This window comes from Streptomyces sp. T39 (assembly GCF_008042045.1).
GTDB lineage: Bacteria > Actinomycetota > Actinomycetes > Streptomycetales > Streptomycetaceae > Streptomyces.
Window position 1 is genome coordinate 317470 of sequence record NZ_RDBP01000012.1, and the last position, 16336, is coordinate 333805.

The window sequence follows — 16336 nt, forward strand, 5'->3', positions numbered from 1 at the left end:
ACGAGGGGGAAACCCGTAATGAGTCACAACCAGCCGGGCCCGTACGGCGGCCAGCCGCAGCAGCCCGGCCCCTACGGCCAGCCGGGACCCTACGGCCAGCAGCCGCCGGGGGCCCCGCAGCCCGGTTACGGGTATCCGCAGCAGGCACCGCAGGGTGTTCCGCCGCAGCCCGGCTACGGCTACCCGCAGCAGCCCCAGCAGCCGGGCCCGTACGGCGCTCCGCAGCAGCCCGGTCCCTACGGCCAGCAGCCCCAGTACGGCCAGCAGCCGGGCGGCTACCCGCCCCCGCCGCCGGCCCAGGGCGGCGGCGGCAAGAAGACCGGCCTCATCATCGGCGCGGTGGCCGTGGTGGCGGCGCTGGGTGTGGGCGCGTACTTCCTGCTCGGCGGGGGCGGCGGCAACAGCGCGGTGGCCGACGACACCAAGGGCTACAAGATCACGCCCGCCGCGTCGGTCGACGACTACAAGAAGCAGAAGGACAACACCGAGACCCTGGACGCCGATGACAAGAAGGAGATCGAGAGTCTCCTCGGCGTCACCAAGCCGGTCCAGGCCGGCGCCAACTACCAGGCCAAGGACGCGAGCAACCCGATGGCGGGCAAGGTGCTCAGCCTCAGCGGCATCTGGGGCGAGGTCGCCGACCCCGAGAAGGCGATCGACGGCTACTTCAAGAAGCTGGAGGAGGGCAGCAAGGACGAGAGCGAGGACATGAAGGTCGAGCTCGTCGGCAGCCCGGCCTCCGTCGAGCCGAGCGGCTTCGAAGGCGCCCTCATGAAGTGCCAGAGCGCCAAGTTCACCCCCACCGGCGACGCCGCGACGGGCGGGGCCCCGACCAAGCCCTTCGAACTCCCGATGTGCGTCTGGGCCGACTACAGCACCGTCGGTGCGGTGAACGTCGTGGACATGGCACAGATCCTGGGCACGGGCGGCAAGGCACCCTCGCAGGACGAGGTCGCGGCACTGGCCGCGAAGCTCTACAACACCTCGCGCACCAAGGTGTGAGCGGACGCCGCATCCGCAGGGCGGGCTGGGCAGCACGAAGAGCACCCAGCCCGCTTCGCGTCGTGAACGAGCACAACCGGTGCGGCGATTTCAGGTCGCGTTCTTCTGGGCCGACGGTTCGCCACACCAGTGACGGGCGGACTCGCCTGCCTCTCTGAAGGTCCACATCTGGCCATTGCCTCACTTTCTGCATCATTTCGCACTGCTTGGATATCGACGAACACACGATCGATCCACAGTGGGAGGCCCCATGAAGACGACCCTCAAGCGCGCATCCGTCACCCTCGCCGTCATCGCGGCGTCAGTCTCCGTCCCCCTCGCCGCCGCCTCACCCGCCTCGGCCGCGTACACGGCGTGCTTGCAGTACATATCCGACAGCGGATACCAGGTGGGCCCGAAGGTGCGAAGTGCCTGCAACCACAAGGCGACAAGAGTGGGGCCCCTGTGGGTCGCCAATCTGAACTGCGTGAACAAGCTCGTGGCGGCGAGGGTCACCGCGCTGGAGGCGACCAACGCCTGCATCCGCGCCCACTGAGCGACACCGCGCCGGAGATCCGCGTCAAGCTCTGACCGGACGCCACCACGAAGGGGGCGCCCCCGCCGATCGGATCGGCGGGGGCGCCCCCTTCGTGGGGTGGGCCCGTGAGCGCTACGCGCTCTTCTCGTGGCGGCCGTTGCCCTCGTCCTTGACGATGCGCGGGACCAGCGTCGGGTTGACGTTGTTGTGGACGACGTCCTGGGTGATGACCACGCGGGCGACGTCCTTGCGGGACGGGACCTCGTACATCACCGACATCAGGACCTCCTCCATGATCGCGCGCAGACCGCGCGCGCCGGTGCCGCGGAGGATCGCCTGGTCGGCGATGGCCTCCAGGGCCGGGAGGTCGAAGTCCAGCTCGACGCCGTCGAGTTCGAAGAGGCGCTGGTACTGCTTGACCAGCGCGTTGCGCGGCTCGACGAGGATCTTGAGCAGGGCCTCGCGGTCGAGGTTGTGCACGGAGGTGATCACGGGGAGCCGGCCGATGAACTCCGGGATCATGCCGAACTTGACCAGGTCCTCCGGCATGACCTCCTGGAACTGGTCGCTCGCCTCGATCTCGCGCTTGGAGCGGATCGTCGCGCCGAAGCCGATGCCCTTGGCGCCGGCCCGCGACTCGATGATCTTCTCCAGACCGGCGAAGGCGCCGCCCACGATGAACAGCACGTTCGTCGTGTCGATCTGGATGAACTCCTGGTGCGGGTGCTTGCGTCCGCCCTGCGGGGGGACGGAGGCGGTGGTGCCCTCCAGGATCTTGAGCAGGGCCTGCTGGACGCCCTCGCCCGAGACGTCCCGGGTGATCGACGGATTTTCGCTCTTACGGGCGACCTTGTCGATCTCGTCGATGTAGATGATCCCCGTCTCGGCCTTCTTGACGTCGTAGTCGGCCGCCTGGATCAGCTTCAGCAGGATGTTCTCGACGTCCTCGCCGACGTAGCCCGCCTCCGTGAGCGCCGTCGCGTCGGCGATGGCGAACGGGACGTTGAGCATGCGGGCGAGCGTCTGGGCCAGCAGCGTCTTGCCGGAGCCGGTGGGGCCCAGCAGGAGGATGTTGGACTTGGCGAGCTCGATCGCGTCGTCCCGGCCCTGCGCTCCGCCGTTCTCGCCGGCCTGGACGCGCTTGTAGTGGTTGTAGACCGCGACGGAGAGCGCCTTCTTGGCCGGCTCCTGGCCGACGACGTAGCTCTCCAGGAACTCGTAGATCTCGCGGGGCTTGGGAAGTTCCTCCCAGCGCACTTCGCTCGTCTCCGCGAGTTCCTCTTCGATGATCTCGTTGCAGAGGTCGATGCACTCGTCGCAGATGTACACACCGGGGCCTGCGATGAGCTTCTTCACCTGCTTCTGGCTCTTTCCGCAGAACGAGCACTTGAGCAGGTCGCCGCCATCACCGATGCGTGCCACGAGGTGCTTCCCCTTCGCCTGGGAGCGGTTTGGTTCAGCCGCTCCTGGTGCCTCATATCCGACGGTACCTTGCCTGGCCCCCCGTTCGGGCCCCCCTTGGCGCGGTTCACATTGTCGTGTACCGCGCCAAAGGCGCCGGAAACGGTCAGGCGGCCGCTGCTGCCGTGCTCTTGCGGGTCGAGACGATCTGGTCGACGAGGCCGTACGCGAGCGCGTCCTCGGCGGTCAGGATCTTGTCGCGCTCGATGTCGTCGCGCACCTTCTCGATCGGCGTGGTGGAGTGCTTCGCCAGCATCTCCTCCAGCTGCACGCGCATCCGCAGGATCTCGTTGGCCGCGATCTCCAGGTCGGAGAGCTGCTCGCGGCCGGTCTGCGAGGACGGCTGGTGGATCAGCACGCGCGCGTGCGGCAGGGCCATCCGCTTGCCGGGGGTGCCGGCGGCCAGCAGGACGGCCGCGGCGGAGGCCGCCTGGCCCATGCAGACCGTCTGGATGTCCGGCTTCACGAACTGCATCGTGTCGTAGATGGCCGTCAGCGCCGTGAACGAGCCGCCGGGGCTGTTGATGTAGATCGAGATGTCGCGGTCCGGGTCCATCGACTCCAGGCACAGCAGCTGCGCCATGACGTCGTTGGCGGACGCGTCGTCGATCTGCACACCGAGGAAGATCACGCGCTCCTCGAAGAGCTTCGCGTACGGGTCGTACTCGCGCACGCCCTGCGAGGTGCGCTCGACGAAGCGCGGGACGACGTAACGGTTGTCCACCTGCGGGCCGGTGTAGAGGCCGCTCGCGGAGAAGTTGCTCATGTGGGTGTTCACCATCCTGGTGGCGTTCTGCGGGCTCGGGCGGGGCAGTGGGGGCGGTACGGCTCAGGCGCCGGTGCCGCCGCCGCCGGGCACGCCCGAAGCGGCGGAGATGATCTCGTCGATGAGGCCGTAGTCCTTGGCCTCCTCCGCGGTGAACCAGCGGTCGCGGTCACCGTCGCGGATGATCGCTTCCACCGTCTGGCCGGAGTGCTGGGCGGTGATCTCCGCCATGCGCTTCTTCGTCCGGAGCAGGTACTCGGCCTGGATCTTGATGTCCGAGGCGGTACCGCCGAGACCGGCCGAACCCTGGTGCATGAGGATGTCCGTGTTCGGCAGCGCGAAGCGCTTGCCGGCGGCGCCGCCGGTCAGCAGGAACTGGCCCATCGAGGCCGCCATGCCCATACCGATGGTCACGACGTCGTTGGGGATGTACTGCATGGTGTCGTAGACCGCCATGCCGGCCGTGACCGAGCCGCCGGGGCTGTTGATGTAGAGGTAGATGTCCTTGTCCGGGTCGGCGGCAAGGAGCAGCATCTGCGCCGTGATCTTGTTGGCGATGTCGTCGTCGACCTGCTGGCCGAGGAAGATGATGCGCTCGCCGAGCAGCCGGCTGTAGACCTGGTCGCCGAGGCCACCACCGATGGACGGCTCACCCGCGGCGTAAGGCATCAGATTCGTCACGTATCCACCTGCTCGTCTCTGACGGCTTCGGCCGTCTCAGCGTCTTGGTACCGGGGGCGGGGACAACCCTGCCCTCGTATTCATGGACCCTAACGCGCAGGTCGGACAGAGCCATCCCGGTTCCCGAACTGTTCGCTCGGAGCGCAAGGTCCACGGGGTGCGGCGCAGGGGCGGCCCGCTACGACGACGGGCTCCGGGCGCCCTGCGGCACCCGGAGCCCGTCCACGCGTGGGAGCGAGGCTCAGGCCTCGTTCTTCGCGGCCTTCTCGTCGTTCTCGCCGTCCTCGTCGCCGACGACGGCGGCCTCGGCGGTCTCCGCCTCGTCCTCGTCCTCGTCGTCGAGGTCCACGATCTCGCCGTTGGTGTCGGTGACCTTGGCGGCCTCGACGACCACGGCCAGCGCCTTGCCGCGGGCGACCTCGCCGACGAGCATCGGCACCTGGTTGCCCTCGACGACCGCCTGCGCGAACTGGTCGGGGCTCATGCCGGAGGAGGCCGCACGCCGCATGAGGTGCTCGGTGAGCTCCTCCTGGCTGACGTTGAGCTTCTCCTTGTTGACCAGCTCGTCGAGGACGAACTGGGTCTTGATGCCCTTGACCGCCTGCTCCTTGGTCTCGGCGTCGAACTCCTCGGCGGACTTGCCCTGGATCTCCAGGTACTTGTCGAGGGTCAGACCCATCTGACCGAGCTGGTGGTGCTCGAGGTTGTGCTTACGGGTGTTGACCTCGTCCTCGAGCAGCTTCTCGGGGACGGGGACCTCGACCAGCTCCAGGAGCTTCTCCAGGACGCGCTCCTGGGCCTGGGTGGCCTGGTCGTACTGCTTCATGTTCTCGAGGCGCTTGCGGCTGTCGGCCTTCAGCTCGTCGAGGGTGTCGAACTCCGAGGCCAGCTGGGCGAAGTCGTCGTCCAGCTCGGGGAGCTCACGGGCGGCGACGGCGGTGACCTTGACGGTGACCTCGGCGTCCTTGCCCTCGGCGGAGCCGCCCTTCAGCTGCGAGGTGAAGGTGGCCTCGCCGCCGGCCTCCAGGCCGGTGACGGCCTCGTCGATGCCGTCGAGCAGCTCGCCCGAACCGATGGTGTAGGACACGCCGTTGGCGACACCGTCGGGCAGGACCTCGCCGTCGACCTTGGCCTCGAGGTCGATCGTCACGACGTCGCCCTCGGCGGCGGCGCGCTCGACCGGGTTCGTGGAGGCGAAGCGCTCGCGCAGCTGCTCCACGGACTTCTCGATGTCCTCGTCGGTGACCTCGACGGCGTCGACGGTCACCTCGATGCCGGAGTAGTCCGGGATCTCGATCGTCGGGCGGACGTCCACCTCGGCGGTGAAGTTCAGCGTCTCGCCGTCCTTCAGCTCGGTGATGTCCACCTCGGGCTGGCCGAGGACGTTGATCTCCGCCTCGTTGACCGCCTCGGTGTAGAACTTCGGGAGCGCGTCGTTGACGGCCTCCTCCAGCACCGCACCACGGCCGAACCGCTGGTCGATCACTCGGGCCGGGATCTTGCCCTTGCGGAAGCCCTTGACCGTGACCTGCTGGTTGATCTTCTTGTACGCCGCGTCGAGGCTGTCCTTGAGCTCCTCGAAGGGCACCTCGACAGTGAGCCGAACCCGGGTCGGGTTCAGGGTCTCCACGGCGCTCTTCACGGTTCGGTCTCCTTGGTGGCTGACATCTAAGGGGTCTGCTGACGCCGGACACGGTGGTCGCCGCGTTCGGTGGTTCAGCGGATCGGGCCCGGCACATCAGACACACGGGCACGCAGCTTGCATAGTAACGGCAAGCAGGAGGACCCTCACAACGTGATCTTGCTGGTCGGGGTGGCCGGATTCGAACCGACGACCTTCCGCTCCCAAAGCGGACGCGCTACCAAGCTGCGCCACACCCCGTCGGTGCGAACCGTAGGGTACATGCCCCGGGCCCGGTGGCCCGCCCGATTTGCGGCCGCCCGGCAAGGGGTGTGCGCGGGGCGGGGATGACCCGCTACGATGCTCTTCGTGCCGCGGAGGTCATGACCTGCGGCGCGGCGCTTGCGGGCGTAGCTCAATGGTAGAGCCCTAGTCTTCCAAACTAGCTACGCGGGTTCGATTCCCGTCGCCCGCTCCATGTCGTCCAGGGCCTGGCCGGAGATGTCTCTCCGGCCGGGCCCTGACGCTTTTCCGGGCGCCTGCCCGGCGATGACGGTCCGGCGGTGACGGTCCGGCGGCGCGCCCGCGGCGGCCGTCGCGGCGCGGACGTGTCCGATCGGGCGAGAGGGACGAGAATTGTCCTCGTCCACCCGTTTCCGCCGGACCGGAGGCCGACATGAAGGATCTCGCGTACGAGCAGAAGGGCTCGGTGTCCCGCCTGGAGGCTGCCGATCGGCTCGACGCTCTCGCGGCGGCGCTGCGGAAGGGCGGCGAGGCCGAGCTGGATCTCGGGTCGGGGACGCTGAGCCTGCGGATCCCGGAGGAGTTCCACAGCGAGGTCGAGGTCGAGCTGGAGGACGGCGAGATCGAGCTGGAGATCGAGTTCCGCTGGCCGGTCCGGGCGTCGGGCGCGAAGGCACGCCCGGCGGCGCCGGAGGAGACCGCCGAGACCGGGGAGGCACCCCGGGACACCGCGGGCACCACGCCGCCGAAGCGGCGGAGCGCACCGGCCCGGCCGGCGCGGGGCGGAACGGCGGCCGCACGGGGCAAGGGAGCGAAGCGCGCCGCGGGCAAGACGCCGTAGCCCCGGCGAGTCGACGCGCCACAGCGCGCACCGGGGAGCACGAAAGGGCGCCCGGGCGACTCCGGGCGCGGGAGAGGGCCGGCGCCGCACCGGCGGGCCCCTGGGGTCCGCCGGTGCGGGCTCAGAACGTTATCTGGTTGATCGTGTCGGCCAGCGAGTTCATGAACCGGTTGATCGACGGGGCCATGCCCGTCGACGCCAGGAAGAAGCCGAACAGCACGGCCACGACGGCCGGCCCGGCCTTGATGGACCCGCCGCGGATCATCACCACGAGGATGACCAACAACAGCACCACCACAGACAGCGAAATGGCCACACTGATCACACCCTCGGTCGGTCCGCCTACCCGGCCCGGGGTGTACGGCCCACCACCCATCGTGCCACCAACCTCCCTGCCCCTGCTGCCGGGTGACGAATCGTCCCCGGCGAGATCGCGCCAACACCGGGCGCCCCCGCAGCCCCGCCGACGGGCGCCGCGCCCGGCCCCGGCGGGCGGGAGAGTGAATCGGCGGGAAAAGCGGGCAGGAATTCGCTGTGATCGTTTCCAGGCCCGCACATGTCGGTCACAGGAAATGCGAAGGTCGGTCACGGAGTAATGCGCATCACGTGACGACCGGGGCGATATGCCCGGTTCAATGGGGATTAATTGGGGCATAGCGCACGTTTGGCGGCGGTGTCGCATGTGAATGGACGGCAGTGCCGAGGTGTTTTACTCCTGCGAATGGGCCCGGCTATGGTGCCTTGAATGTTCCACGCAGCGCACGGATATCAGAGGGCTCCGCTCCCCGAGGCTCCGGAGTCGGGACCCGTCCCCGCGACGGGGACCGCGACCGCCGTCGCCCCCGCCGCGGCAGGCCGGAAGTCTGCCCTGCCGACGGCCACGGAGCCGCCGAGACCCGCCGGGCGCGACGCCTGGTTCGACAACGCGAAGTACCTGGCGATCGTGCTGGTGGCCGTGGCGCACGCCTGGGAGCCGGTAATGGACGGCAGCCGGGCGACCCGTGCGCTCTACATGCTCGTCTACACCTTCCACATGCCGGCCTTCATCCTGATCTCCGGCTACTTCTCACGGAGTTACCGGGGCAAGCCGCACCAGCTGCGCCGGCTGCTGACGGGCATCGCGCTGCCGTACGTCGTCTTCGAGGCGGCGTACTCGCTCTTCGCCCGGTACGCGGGCGACAAGCCGGACCAGCCGATCAGCCTCCTCGACCCGTACTACCTGACGTGGTTCCTCGCGGCGCTGTTCGTGTGGCGGCTGACGACCCCGCTGTGGCGCGTGATCCGGTGGCCGGTGCCGATCGCGCTCGGGATCGCGCTGCTCGCCGCCCTCACCCCGGGCATCGGCGCCGACCTCAACCTCACCAGGGTGCTGCAGTTCCTGCCGTTCTTCGTCATCGGCCTGTGCCTGCGGCCGGAGCACTTCCAGCTGGTGCGGCGGCGCGAGGTGCGCCTGCTGTCGCTGCCCCTGCTCGCCGTCGCCGGGGTGGTCGCGTACTGGGCGGCACCCCGGATGAGCACCGGATGGTTCTACCGCTCCAGCAGCGTCCAGGAGATCGGGGAGGGGGTGCCGTGGTGGTCCGGGTCCGTGGTGTTCCTGGCGCTCTTCGCCTGCGCCCTGGTGCTGACCGCCGTCTTCCTCGCCTGGGTGCCGGCCGGCCGCTCCTGGATGACGGCGCTCGGCGCCGGCACGATCTGCGGCTACCTGCTCCACGGCTTCCTGGTGCGGGCCGGTGACTACTTCGGCGTCTTCGAGGAGAACGCCTGGCTGGGCGGGCCGATCGGGCTGGTGACCGTCTCGCTCTGCGCCGCGGGCGCCGTGACGCTGCTGTGCACGCCGCCGGTCCGCAGGCTGCTGCGCCCGGTCACGGAACCCGAGATGTCCTGGGCGTTCCGCAAGGACGCCGCCGAGCTGGGGCCGCGCCGCTAGGGCGGCTCAGGCGCCGGGGAGTTCGAGCAGGCGCCGCGTCCGGGCGTACTTCTCGGTGAGCCGCTCCCGGGTGGCCTCGTCCAGGACGGCCAGGCGCGCGGGGTCCGCGTTGTGCGCCAGGTCGGCCTCCTTGACCAGCAGTGCGCCCGGGGTGTCCAGCACCCGCCGCGTGTACGACGACAGGTCCTCGCCCTCGCCCTTGGTGAGCGCGAGGACCATGTCCTTGACGGCCTGCGGCAGTGCGGCGCCGTCCAGCCACTCCCGGCTCAGCCGGTCGTCCTCGACGGCGTCGTGGAGCCAGCCGGCGGCGATCTGCTCGTCGCTCCCGCCCCGGGCGCGCACCCCGTGGGCGACCGCGGCGATGTGCTCGGCGTAGGGTCGCCCCGCCTTGTCGGTCTGCCCCGCGTGGGCCTCGCGGGCGATGGTCTCGATCTCGGCCAGGCTGAGTGTCTCGGTCATGCCCCGACCCTACGGGCGGGCGTCCGCGGCCCCGCGACGACGGGCGGCCGCGCCGGTGTCAAGCGCGTCAATGGGTGTCAGCACTCATTGTTGCCATGTAAATCATTTGGCAAACTAAACATTGACGCTTCCTTGACACCCTCGTGACTGAACGGAGGACAAGCCCATCGGACACGCGGACACCCTCATCGCCATGGGCGGGGCCTTCCTCGCCGCAGCCGTCCTCGCCCGCCTCGGCGGACGGATCGGACTGCCCACCATCCCCCTGTTCATCGTGGCCGGGATCATCCTCGGCCCGCACACCCCCGGCGTGGTGCTCATCGCCGACCCGCACGACCTGGAGATGCTCTCCGCACTCGGCCTCGTGCTGCTGCTCTTCTACCTGGGCCTCGAGTTCCATCTGGACGACCTCGAAGCGGGCGGCCGCAAGATGGCCCTGGCCGGCGGGACGTACCTGGCGCTGAACGTCGGCGCCGGCCTCGCATTCGGCTTCGCGCTCGGCTGGGGCACCTCCGAGGCGCTGGTGCTCGCCGGCGTGCTCGGCATCTCCTCGTCGGCGATCGTGACGAAGGTCCTGGTCGACACCGGCCGGCTGGGAAACCGCGAGACCAAGCCGATCCTCGGCATCATCGTCGTCGAGGACATCTTCCTCGCGCTGTACCTCGCCGCGCTCCAGCCGATCCTCTCCGGCGCGGACAGCCTGGCCGCCGCCGTCGGCGACGGCGCCAAGGCGTTCGCCTTCCTGCTGCTGCTGGCGCTCGCCGCCCGCTTCGGCACCCGGCTGGTCGGCCGGCTCTTCTCCACCCCCGACGACGAACTGCTCGTCATCTCCTTCCTCGGCGCCGCCGTCTTCGTGGCCGGTGTCTCGGAGTGGTTCGGTGTGGCGGACGCGATCGGCGCGTTCATGGTCGGGCTGATGCTCGGCGGCACCTCGTCGGGCGAGCGCATCCGCAGGCTGGTGCACCCCCTGCGGGACGCGTTCGGCGCCATCTTCTTCTTCGCCTTCGGCCTGTCGATCGACCCCGGCGACCTGCCGGTCGTGCTGTGGCCCGTCCTCGCCGCGGTCGCGGTGACCCTCGTGATGAACGTGCTCGCCGGACTCGCGGCTGCCCGGCTCTACCGGTTCGGCCCGCCGGAGGCCGCGAACATCTCCACCACGCTGCTGGCCCGCGGCGAGTTCGCGCTGATCCTCGCCACCATGGCGGCGGCGGCCGGACTGGACTCCCGGCTCTCCCCGTTCATCGCGGGCTATGTGCTGCTGCTCGCCGTCCTCGGCCCGCTGGCGGCCGGCCGCTCGCACTGGCTGGCGCGCTTCCTGCCGGGACGCGACGGCGACGACGGGAAGGAGGACCGCGCGGCGGAGGGCGGGACCGACGGCGGGAGCGCCGCTCTCATCCCCGGCGGCACAGCAGCAGCAGTGCCCGGTCGTCGTTGACGTCCTTGGCCACGGACTCGATCAGGTGCCAGGCGGCGCCCTCGAAGCCGGAGGCCACGTAGCGGTCGGCCTCACCGGTGAGCCGGTCGATGCCCTCGCCGATGTCCCTGCCCGACGCCTCCACCAGGCCGTCGGTGAACAGCATCAGCACGTCGCCGGGGCGCAGGGAACCCTTGACCGGGTCGAACTGCGCCCCGTCGTAGATGCCGAGCAGCGGCCCCTCGGCCGCCTTCTCCTCCCAGCGGCCGCTGCCCGCGTGGAGCTGGAGCGCCGGCAGGTGTCCGGCGGAGAGCAGTTCGTAGTCGCCGGAGTCCAGGTCCAGGACGAGATGGATGGAGGTGGCGAAGCCCTCGTCCCAGTCCTGCCGCAGCAGATACGCGTTGGCCGCGGGCAGGAAGCCGTGCGGCGGCAGCGAGCCGAGGAGGCCGCCGAAGGCGCCCGACAGCAGCAGCGCCCGGGAGGCCGCGTCCATGCCCTTGCCCGACACGTCCGTGAGCACGACCTCCAGGGTCCGGCCGCCGGAGGTGCGGGCGGCGACGACGAAGTCGCCGGAGAAGGACTGGCCGCCGGCCGGGCGCAGTGACATCTCGCGGTGCCAGCCCTGCGGCAGCCGGGGCAGGGCGGACTGGACCCGGATCCGTTCGCGCAGGTCGAAGAGCATGGTGCCGCCGCGCCGCCACGGCACCCCGACCCGGGCCCTGAACTGGGCTATGAGCAGCCCGAAGAGACCGCAGGCGGCGACCGCCAGCACGGTGCCCGGGGTGACCCTGGCCGGGCCCTCGGTGTACGGGCCGAGGACGGTGGACTCCACGATCAGTCCGGCGGCCGCGGCGGCGTAGAGGGCGAGCAGGCTCGCGGGGCGCAGCAGCAGTCCGCCGGCCACGATCGGCAGCACCAGGACCACGGGCGAGCACCAGACGGGGTTGGTGACCGTGGCCCAGACGAGGGCGGGGACGGTCAGCAGCAGCCCCGCGAGCGCCAGCCGGTCGGAGCCGTCGCCGCGGAAGTAGTCGACGGCGGAACGGCGCAGCACGGTGCGGGCCCGGTGCACGGCTTTGCGCATCCGGGCCGTGAACGAGTCTGCTGTCGCGCGGCGGGCCACCCGGTGGACCCTATCCACCCGCCCGCCATCCGTGCAGGGGTACCCCGAGACAATGCGATCGAAATCGGGTCGCGGCCCCTCGGACGCGGCTGGTAGGGATGGCCCATGACGACACAGCTGAGGCCGCTGCGGCGATCCGAGTGGGACCGGTGGTACGGCCGGCTGGAACTGGCGTTCGGCGGGGTGGCCGAGGCGGACGAGGAGCGCCGGCTCTGGGAGGACCTGACGGAGGTCGAGCGCTCGGTCGGGGTGTGGGACGGGGACGAGTGCGTCGGCACGGCCGGGTCGTTCGCCTTCCGGCTCACGGTGCCCGGCGGCGGGCTGGTGCCGGCCGCGGGCGTGACGATGGTGAGCGTGGCGGCGACCCACCGCCGGCGCGGGATCCTCACCTCGATGATGCGGCGTCAGCTCGACGACGTGCGCGCGCTGGGCGAGCCGCTCGCCGTGCTGACGGCGTCCGAGCCGGGCATCTACGGCCGCTTCGGGTACGGGGCGGCGACCCATCAGCTGGCGGTCGAGATCGACTCCTCGCGGGTGCGGGTGGCGGTGCCGCCGGGCGCCGAGGACGTGCGCCTGCGCTTCGTGTCGCCCGACGAGGGGGCAGAGGCGTGCGAGCGGATCTACCGGGCCACGATCGGCTCGCGCCCGGGGATGATCGCCCGCACCGCCGGGTGGGAGCGGCTGCCGCTGCTCGACCCGCCGTCCGGACGCGAGGGCGCCTCGCCGCTGCAGTGCGTGCTCGCCGAGCGGGACGGGGAGCCGGTGGGCTACGTCCGCTTCCACAACAAGCCGCACTGGACGCCCGAGGGGCCGGAGGGGACGGTCCTGGTCCGGAACATCGACGCGGCCGAGCCCGCGGTGTACGCGGCGCTGTGGCGGTTCCTCTGCGAGATCGACCTGACCTCGTCCGTGCGGTCGCGCAACCGGCCGGTGGACGATCCGCTGCTCCACCTGGTCTCCGACATCCGGCGCTGCGGTGTGCGGGTGCGCGACTCCCTGCACCTGCGCCCGGTCGAGGTGGGCGCGGCGCTCGGGGCGCGCACGTACCAGGTGCCCGTCGACCTGGTGCTGGACGTCGAGGACGCCTTCTGCCCCTGGAACACCGGGCGCTGGCGGCTGACGGGCGGCCCCGACGGGGCGTCCTGCGCACGGACGGGGGACATGCCCGATCTCGCGCTGTCCGTGAGGGAGTTGGGCGCCGCCTATCTGGGCGGGGTGTCGCTGGCGTCGCTGGCCGGGGCGGGACGGGTCCGGGAGCTGCGCGAGGGGGCGCTGGCCCGGGCGTCGCACGCCTTCGGCTCCGTGGCCGCCCCGTGGCTGCCGCACGGTTTCTGACGGCGGCGGGCATGCGGCGGGCGGGAGACCGGCGGGCGGCCGGTCACCTCCGTCAAGCGGGCGGCAGGTGCCGGCCGCCGGTCACCTCTGGCAGTCGGGGCACCAGAAGAGGTTGCGGGCGGCGAGAGCGGCGGTGCTGATCTCGCCGCCGCAGACATGGCAGGCCTGCCGCGCCCTGCGGTAGACGTACACCTCGCCGCCGTGGTCGTCGACGCGCGGCGGGCGGCCCATCGCCTCGGGGGTGTGCTCGGGGCGGACGGTGTCGATGCGGTTGTCGCGCACGCCGTCGCGCATCAGGACGCTCAGGTCGGCCCAGAGGGCGTCCCATTCCCGCCGGGTGAGGTCCCTGCCTGCCCGGTAGGGGTCGATCCCGTGCCGGAAGAGGACCTCGGCGCGGTAGACGTTGCCGACGCCCGCGACGACCTTTTGGTCCATCAGGAGCGCGGCAACGGAGGTGCGGGATCGGGAGATCCGGCTCCAGGCGCGGCCGGGGTCGTCGCCGGGACGCAGCGGGTCGGGGCCGAGACGGTCGTGTATCGCCTGCTTCTCGCCGTCCGTGAGCAGGGCGCAGGCCGTGGGGCCGCGCAGGTCGACCCAGGAGGCCGGGTTCGCCAGCCGGAGCCTGACGGTGTCGGTGGGCGGCGGGGCGGGCGCGTCGCCGAAGGCGACCTTGCCGAAGAGGCCGAGGTGGATGTGGATCCACTCGTCGCCCGGGAAGCCGAGGAAGAGGTGCTTGCCGTGCGCCTCGGTGCGTTCCAGGACGGCGCCGTCGAGCAGTGCGGCGGAGTCGGCGAACTTGCCCTGCGGGCTGGTCACCCGCACGGACCGGCCGCCGAACCGTTCCCGGTAGTCGGCGGCCAGTCGGTGGATCGTGTGCCCTTCGGGCATCAGGCGGTCGGCTCCTGCGGGTGGTGGGCCGGGATCGCCGGGAGCTCGCCGGTGGTCTCGTACGCCGAGAGCATCTCGATCCGGCGGGTGTGACGCTCCTCACCCGAGTACGGGGTGTTCAGGAAGATCTCGACGAACTTCGTCGACTCCTCCAAGGAGTGCATCCGGCCGCCGACGGCCACGACGTTGGCGTTGTTGTGCTCGCGGCCGAGCGCGGCCGTCTGCTCGCTCCAGGCGAGGGCGGCACGCACCCCCTTGACCTTGTTGGCGGCGATCTGCTCGCCGTTGCCCGAGCCGCCGATCACGATGCCCAGCGAGTCCGGGTCCGCGGCCGTCTTCTCCGCGGCACGCAGGCAGAAGGGCGGGTAGTCGTCCTGGGCGTCGTAGATGTGCGGACCGCAGTCCACGGGCTCGTGCCCGTGGGCGGTGAGCCACTCGACGAGGTGGTTCTTGAGTTCGAAGCCGGCATGGTCGGAGCCGAGGTACACGCGCATGGTTCGAGTGTGGCACGGGGGGCAGGCGCACTCCGGCGCGGGGCCGTGCCGGGGACGCGCCGACGTGATGAGTGCAACGAATCGGAATCGGCTCTTCCGTACCGAGCCGTACTGAGCTTCAATTCCCGAGTTCGTAACCCGAGCGGCACCAAGACATAAGGATTCGTCCATGACGTCGCAGACGACCCTCACAAAGGAAGGCGGCCAGTCCCCCACCCCGGGACAGCCGCCCTCCGCCGACGGTCTCAAGGCCGGTCTCAAGAACCGCCACCTTTCCATGATCGCCATCGGCGGTGTCATCGGAGCGGGCCTGTTCGTGGGCTCCAGCTCCGGCATCGCGGCCGCCGGCCCCGCGATCCTCGTGTCGTACGCGCTCGTCGGCCTGATGGTCGTGCTCGTCATGCGGATGCTCGGCGAGATGGCCGCGGCCAGCCCGAACTCCGGCTCCTTCTCGGCCTACGCCGACCGCGCGCTGGGCCGCTGGGCCGGGTTCTCGATCGGCTGGCTGTACTGGTTCTTCTGGGTCGTGGTGCTGGCCGTCGAGGCGACCGCGGGCGCGGTGATCCTGGAGGGCTGGGTCCCGGCCGTGCCCCAGTGGGCCTGGGCGCTGATCGTCATGGTGGTGCTCACCGCCACCAACCTGGCGTCGGTCGCCTCCTACGGCGAGTTCGAGTTCTGGTTCGCCGGCATCAAGGTCGTCGCCATCGGCGCCTTCGTCGTGATCGGCCTGCTGGCCGTCTTCGGCGTGCTGCCCGGGTCCGACAACCCGGGAGCGGGCTTCGCCCATCTGACCGACGCCGGAGGCTTCATGCCGCACGGCGCGGGTTCCGTCCTCACCGGCGTGCTGCTGGTCGTCTTCTCCTTCATGGGCAGCGAGATCGTCACCCTCGCCGCCGGCGAGTCGGAGGACCCGCGGCGCGCGGTCACCAAGGCCACCAACAGTGTCATCTGGCGCATCGCGGTCTTCTACCTCGGCTCGATCTTCGTGGTGCTGACGCTGCTGCCGTGGGACGACGAGAGCATCCAGGAGAAGGGCAGCTACGTCGCCGCCCTCGACTCCATCGGCATCGCCCACGCCGGCCAGATCATGAACGTGATCATCCTGACCGCCGTGCTGTCCTGTCTGAACTCCGGCCTCTACACGGCCTCCCGGATGGCCTTCTCGCTCGGTGAGCGCGGCGACGCCCCCAAGGCGTTCGCCCGGGTCAACGCCAAGGGCGTGCCGACCGCGGCGATCCTCGGCTCGGTCGTCTTCGGATTCGTCGCCGTCTTCTTCAACTACATGTGGAAGGACACGGTCTTCCTCTTCCTGCTGAACTCCTCGGGCGCGGTCGCGCTGTTCGTCTGGCTGGTCATCTGCTTCACCCAGCTGCGGATGCGCGGGATCCTGCTGCGCGAGGCGCCGGAGAAGCTGACCGTGCGGATGTGGCTCTTCCCGTACCTCACCTGGGCGGCCGCCGCGGGCATCGTCTTCGTGCTCGGCTACATGGTCTACGACGAGGCCAACCGCGAGGTCGCGCTGCTGTCGATGCTGGTCGCCGCGATCGTGGTCACCATCGGGCTG

Annotated in this window: 16 protein-coding genes and 2 tRNA genes; 8 read left to right on the forward strand and 10 right to left on the reverse strand. The window is 70.4% G+C overall.

Features of this window, described 5'->3' with window-relative positions; genetic code table 11:
* The first annotated feature begins 18 nt into the window (after nt 1-18).
* Together EAO77_RS02270 and EAO77_RS02275 are read left to right on the forward strand one after the other, a co-directional pair.
* Nucleotides 19-1002 (forward strand): hypothetical protein, encoded by a 984-nt coding sequence (locus EAO77_RS02270; protein ID WP_147986453.1) that lies wholly within the window; start codon nt 19-21, stop codon nt 1000-1002.
* 250 nt (nt 1003-1252) lie between these two features.
* Nucleotides 1253-1537 carry a hypothetical protein gene (locus tag EAO77_RS02275; protein WP_147986454.1) on the forward strand — a complete coding sequence of 95 codons (285 nt, stop codon included), beginning with the start codon at nt 1253-1255 and terminating at the stop codon, nt 1535-1537.
* A 114-nt stretch (nt 1538-1651) separates the two neighbouring features.
* On the opposite strand, the gene clpX is transcribed toward EAO77_RS02275, so the two are convergent.
* The 5 genes from clpX to EAO77_RS02300 all read right to left on the reverse strand — a co-directional run bounded on the left by clpX (nt 1652) and on the right by EAO77_RS02300 (nt 6309).
* On the reverse strand, nt 1652-2941 hold the full coding sequence (clpX, locus tag EAO77_RS02280; RefSeq protein WP_147986455.1) for an ATP-dependent Clp protease ATP-binding subunit ClpX: 1290 nt from the start codon (nt 2939-2941) through the stop codon (nt 1652-1654).
* A gap of 145 nt (nt 2942-3086) precedes the next feature.
* Complete coding sequence (locus EAO77_RS02285) at nt 3087-3761, reverse strand: ATP-dependent Clp protease proteolytic subunit (RefSeq protein WP_315986072.1); 675 nt, start codon at nt 3759-3761, stop codon at nt 3087-3089.
* A 48-nt stretch (nt 3762-3809) separates the two neighbouring features.
* Entirely contained in the window at nt 3810-4415 is a 606-nt protein-coding gene (locus tag EAO77_RS02290) for an ATP-dependent Clp protease proteolytic subunit (RefSeq protein ID WP_147988896.1), read from the reverse strand.
* A gap of 253 nt (nt 4416-4668) precedes the next feature.
* Nucleotides 4669-6069, reverse strand: a complete 1401-nt coding sequence (gene tig / locus EAO77_RS02295) for a trigger factor (RefSeq protein WP_147986457.1) — start codon at nt 6067-6069, stop codon at nt 4669-4671.
* Nucleotides 6070-6232: 163 nt separating this feature from the next.
* Nucleotides 6233-6309, reverse strand: a tRNA-Pro gene (locus EAO77_RS02300).
* Between the two features lie 143 nt (nt 6310-6452).
* On the opposite strand from EAO77_RS02300, the gene EAO77_RS02305 reads away from it, so the two are divergent.
* Both EAO77_RS02305 and EAO77_RS02310 read left to right on the forward strand, forming a co-directional pair.
* Nucleotides 6453-6526, forward strand: a tRNA-Gly gene (locus EAO77_RS02305).
* A 198-nt stretch (nt 6527-6724) separates the two neighbouring features.
* On the forward strand, nt 6725-7132 hold the full coding sequence (locus tag EAO77_RS02310; protein WP_147986458.1) for an amphi-Trp domain-containing protein: 408 nt from the start codon (nt 6725-6727) through the stop codon (nt 7130-7132).
* A gap of 121 nt (nt 7133-7253) precedes the next feature.
* On the opposite strand, the gene EAO77_RS02315 is transcribed toward EAO77_RS02310, so the two are convergent.
* A complete protein-coding gene (locus EAO77_RS02315; protein ID WP_147986459.1) occupies nt 7254-7448 on the reverse strand; it encodes a hypothetical protein in 195 nt (64 codons plus the stop codon).
* A 429-nt stretch (nt 7449-7877) separates the two neighbouring features.
* Here EAO77_RS02315 and EAO77_RS02320 point away from each other — a divergent pair, with 429 nt between their 5' ends.
* Entirely contained in the window at nt 7878-9059 is a 1182-nt protein-coding gene (locus EAO77_RS02320) for an acyltransferase family protein (RefSeq protein WP_147986460.1), read from the forward strand.
* A gap of 6 nt (nt 9060-9065) precedes the next feature.
* On the opposite strand, the gene EAO77_RS02325 is transcribed toward EAO77_RS02320, so the two are convergent.
* Nucleotides 9066-9518 (reverse strand): HD domain-containing protein, encoded by a 453-nt coding sequence (locus EAO77_RS02325; protein ID WP_147986461.1) that lies wholly within the window; start codon nt 9516-9518, stop codon nt 9066-9068.
* 193 nt (nt 9519-9711) lie between these two features.
* Here EAO77_RS02325 and EAO77_RS02330 point away from each other — a divergent pair, with 193 nt between their 5' ends.
* Entirely contained in the window at nt 9712-10953 is a 1242-nt protein-coding gene (locus EAO77_RS02330) for a cation:proton antiporter (protein WP_261993775.1), read from the forward strand.
* Here EAO77_RS02330 and EAO77_RS02335 read toward each other — a convergent pair.
* Nucleotides 10910-12016: a PP2C family protein-serine/threonine phosphatase gene (locus EAO77_RS02335; protein ID WP_147988897.1), complete on the reverse strand. Its 1107-nt coding sequence runs from the start codon at nt 12014-12016 to the stop codon at nt 10910-10912. The genes EAO77_RS02330 and EAO77_RS02335 overlap by 44 nt on opposite strands.
* Before the next feature lie 144 nt (nt 12017-12160).
* Here EAO77_RS02335 and EAO77_RS02340 point away from each other — a divergent pair, with 144 nt between their 5' ends.
* Nucleotides 12161-13390, forward strand: a complete 1230-nt coding sequence (locus EAO77_RS02340) for a GNAT family N-acetyltransferase (RefSeq protein ID WP_147986463.1) — start codon at nt 12161-12163, stop codon at nt 13388-13390.
* 81 nt (nt 13391-13471) lie between these two features.
* On the opposite strand, the gene EAO77_RS02345 is transcribed toward EAO77_RS02340, so the two are convergent.
* Nucleotides 13472-14278 carry an Fpg/Nei family DNA glycosylase gene (locus EAO77_RS02345; protein ID WP_147986464.1) on the reverse strand — a complete coding sequence of 269 codons (807 nt, stop codon included), beginning with the start codon at nt 14276-14278 and terminating at the stop codon, nt 13472-13474.
* A complete protein-coding gene (locus EAO77_RS02350; RefSeq protein ID WP_147986465.1) occupies nt 14278-14772 on the reverse strand; it encodes a ribose-5-phosphate isomerase in 495 nt (164 codons plus the stop codon). The genes EAO77_RS02345 and EAO77_RS02350 overlap by 1 nt, the downstream gene beginning before the upstream one ends.
* A gap of 169 nt (nt 14773-14941) precedes the next feature.
* Between EAO77_RS02350 and EAO77_RS02355 the strand changes: the two genes are divergently transcribed.
* The coding region (locus EAO77_RS02355; RefSeq protein WP_147988898.1) for an amino acid permease at nt 14942-16336 on the forward strand (1395 nt) is incomplete at its 3' end.